Origin of the sequence: Rhodococcus sp. NPDC057014 (genome assembly GCF_042673295.1) — a bacterium.
Lineage (GTDB): Bacteria > Actinomycetota > Actinomycetes > Mycobacteriales > Mycobacteriaceae > Rhodococcus_F.
Window position 1 is genome coordinate 1 of sequence record NZ_JBHUSF010000551.1, and the last position, 2,983, is coordinate 2,983.

Here is a 2,983-nt window from a genome sequence, read left to right on the forward strand (position 1 = left end):
ATCCTCGAGTATCACCTCGTTGAAGTGATGGCTTCCCCCCATCGAGATGATCGGTCTGATCTCGACTCCCGGTGACCTCAGCTCGATGATGAGTTGGCTGAGGCCGGCGTGCCGGGCGTCCGGGTCCTTCGGTGATGTCCGGACGAGAGCGATGAACGCGTCCGCGCGGTGAGCTCCGGACGTCCACACCTTTGTTCCGGTGACTCGCCAGCCGCCTTCGACACGAGCGGCTTTCGTGCGAACGCTCGCCAGATCCGATCCGGAGTCGGGTTCACTCATGCCGATGCCGAAGAAGCACTCGCCCCTCGTGATGGCAGGGAGGAACCGGTGCTTCTGCTGTTCGGTGCCGAATGTCAACAGTGATGGAGCGATCTGCCGGTCCGCGATCCAGTGGGCCGCGACCGGGGCGCCTGCGGCCAGAAGTTCCTCGGTCACGGCGAATCGCTCCAGGTGCGACCGCCCGTGTCCCCCGTATTCGGTGGGAATGGTCATGCCGATCCATCCGCGTTCGGCCAGCAAGCGCGTGAACGCGGGGTTCCACCCGGTGAGCCAGGTGTCGACTCCCGGTGTGAATACTTCGTCGTCGAGACACTTGCGGAGGAAGGCACGCACCTCGGCGCGAAGCGCATCGTATTCGCTCGGGTCATCGACGGCGGGCGGGATCAGTCGAATCTTGCTCACCGGGAGCTCCTTCCAGAACAGGCACGACGCACACGGCGCCGGACTGGCGACGTCAAGACCCTCACGACGGGCTCGTTGCCGCCAGCGCGGCGAGACTGGTCAAGCCTGCCTGGTACATGCCGCTCACTGCTTGGGCCAGCTCGGCACCTTGCGCGTCGTCGACGGCTGCGAACTGCGCGGACCACACGATCTTCGATCCGCCGTCGGCCGTGGAGTGCACCGCGAACCGTGAGGACATCGCATCGAGTACGAGCGGGCCGTCCACGTAGTCGTAGGTGTAGTAGCGTTCCGCGTCATCGTGCTCGGTGATTCGTTCCCGCGCCTGTCCGGCTCCGGTGAGTTCGACGTGGCGCACATCGCCGTCCATCCATGACTTCCCTACGGCGGGAGACCACTCGGCGATCGAGGCGGGGGCGCCACACAGCTTCCAGATGTCCCCGGCGGGCGCAGGGGAAAGGGTGGTCTCCTCGACAGTCATCGGGACACTCATAGGTTCCTTGCCTTTCGTGAGGTGTGGTGGGTGTCATCGGCCGCCGAATCGTGGCGCCTCTCGCCGGGGCGAAGTGGGTCTGGCGCCGGCACCGCTTGACGTTTAATATGGCAAATATAATTATAATTTCGTTGCCTGGCAAGGGTAAGACGACGGTGCTTCCCGCACATGTGGTTGCGCCGAGGCACTTCAGCACCGAAAGGGATGGGATCAATGGACCTCCAGCTTCGCGGAAAGGTCGCGATCGTGACGGGCGCAAGCCGTGGACTAGGTTGGGCGGCGGCCGAAGCCCTGATACAGGAAGGCGCGTCCGTCCTGTTGGTGGCACGTACGCGGGAGGCGCTGGAAGACCTGCACGGTCGTTACCCTGACCGCACCGCGGTGCAGACCTGCGACATGCGCGACATGGATGCGGTGGCGGCTCTCGCCGACACTGCGGTCGAGGTGTTCGGTCGCCTCGACATCGTCGTCAACAACGCCGGCATCGCCCCGGCCGGGCGTTTCGACGAGCAGCCTCAGAAGCTGTGGGACGAGGTCTTCGACGTCAACGTGCGCGCGCCCGCAGTGTTGACCCGCGCGGCGTCGCAGCACCTGCTCCCGCAGGGGTCCGGCAAGATCATCAACATCGCGAGCACCTCCGGGCTCAAAGGAAAGCCGACGTTGGTGGCGTACTCGTCGTCCAAGGGCGCGCTCGTGCAATTCACCAAAGCGCTCGCAGGCGAGTGGGCAAAGAAAGGCATCCAGGTCAACGCCATCGCCCCCGGTGCTTTCACCACGGACGCGCAGAGTGCTGTCACCGACTCGCCGGACGTGCTCGCGAAGCGACTGAGGAAGATCCCTGCCGGCCGTATGGGCGACCCCGCGGAGTTCGGTCCGCTGGTGGCATACCTGGCGTCCCCATTGTCCGATTTCGTTACCGGTTCGGTCGCCGTCATCGACGGCGGCGAGGTCAGCCGGCTCTGAGAGGTTTCCCATGATCATCGACGCACATACGCACATGTGGCCGGACGCGGTCGCCAAACGCGCCCTGGCCGGATCGGTACCGGATCTCGAACGTCGCGGTGACGGCACCGCGAGCGGCCTCAAGGAATCCATGGCCGCAGCCGGGATCGACCGCTCGGTCTGCTTGGCCGTCGCGAACGACGGCGCGGCCGTGGACAAAGCCAACAAGTTCTCCGGATCACTCGATCCCGACTACTTCATCGGATTCGGGTCCGTTCATCCCGAGCTGTCGGCGGAAGAGAACGTCGAGAGCCTTCGCCGGCACGGTCTGAAGGGAGTGAAAATCCACCCCTTCTTCCAGAAGTACGCTCTCGACGACCCGCGCATGGACCGACTGTTCGACGCCATGCAAGGTGAGTTCGCAGTCATCATTCACATCGGTTCCATCTCCACTGCCAGTTCGGAAGGTGTCTGTAGCCCGTCGATGCTGGCAGAACTGATCCGCAAATTCCCCAGGCTCGACGTCATCGCCTGCCACTTCGGCGGCTACCATCAGTTCCAGGCGGCGGTCGACACGGTCGTCGGACTGCCGGTCTACCTGGACACCTCGTGGCCGCCGAGCCTTGCCGAGCTCAACCCCGCCGACGTACGGAAGGCGATCGAGGCGCATGGTCCCGAGCGGATCATCTTCGCCTCGGACTGGCCGATGGCGGATCAGGGGCGGGAGATTCAGGCCGTGCGTGAGCTGGGTCTACCCGACAGCGACGTCGACAACATCCTCGGGCTCAATTTGGCGCGGTTGTTGAAAATTTCATCCTGATCGGCACCAAGGCCGAATCGCGATCTTCGGTCCGAGACACGACTCGTGTC

Annotated in this window: 4 protein-coding genes; 2 read left to right on the top strand and 2 right to left on the bottom strand. The window is 64.3% G+C overall.

Going from position 1 to position 2,983, the window contains the following annotated elements:
• Window positions 1-681 (bottom strand): acyl-CoA dehydrogenase family protein (locus ACFTZB_RS44605; RefSeq protein ID WP_378442270.1); only part of this gene is annotated, 681 nt, incomplete at its 3' end.
• Window positions 682-742: 61 nt separating this feature from the next.
• The gene (locus ACFTZB_RS44610) at window positions 743-1,159 is read right to left on the bottom strand and encodes an SRPBCC family protein (RefSeq protein ID WP_378442272.1); all 417 of its coding nucleotides are present in this window, start codon (window positions 1,157-1,159) and stop codon (window positions 743-745) included.
• A gap of 225 nt (window positions 1,160-1,384) precedes the next feature.
• Here ACFTZB_RS44610 and ACFTZB_RS44615 point away from each other — a divergent pair, with 225 nt between their 5' ends.
• Complete coding sequence (locus ACFTZB_RS44615) at window positions 1,385-2,134, top strand: SDR family NAD(P)-dependent oxidoreductase (protein ID WP_378442274.1); 750 nt, start codon at window positions 1,385-1,387, stop codon at window positions 2,132-2,134.
• 10 nt (window positions 2,135-2,144) lie between these two features.
• A complete protein-coding gene (locus ACFTZB_RS44620) occupies window positions 2,145-2,933 on the top strand; it encodes an amidohydrolase family protein (protein ID WP_378442277.1) in 789 nt (262 codons plus the stop codon).
• Window positions 2,934-2,983 lie beyond the last annotated feature (50 nt).

What these genes read in the sequence shown, in the direction of transcription:
- ACFTZB_RS44615 (WP_378442274.1), top strand. Translation starts at nt 1,385, where the DNA reads ATGGACCTCCAGCTTCGCGGAAAGGTCGCGATCGTGACGGGCGCAAGC.
- ACFTZB_RS44620 (WP_378442277.1), top strand. Translation starts at nt 2,145, where the DNA reads ATGATCATCGACGCACATACGCACATGTGGCCGGACGCGGTCGCCAAA.
- ACFTZB_RS44610 (WP_378442272.1), bottom strand. Translation starts at nt 1,159, where the DNA reads ATGACTGTCGAGGAGACCACCCTTTCCCCTGCGCCCGCCGGGGACATC.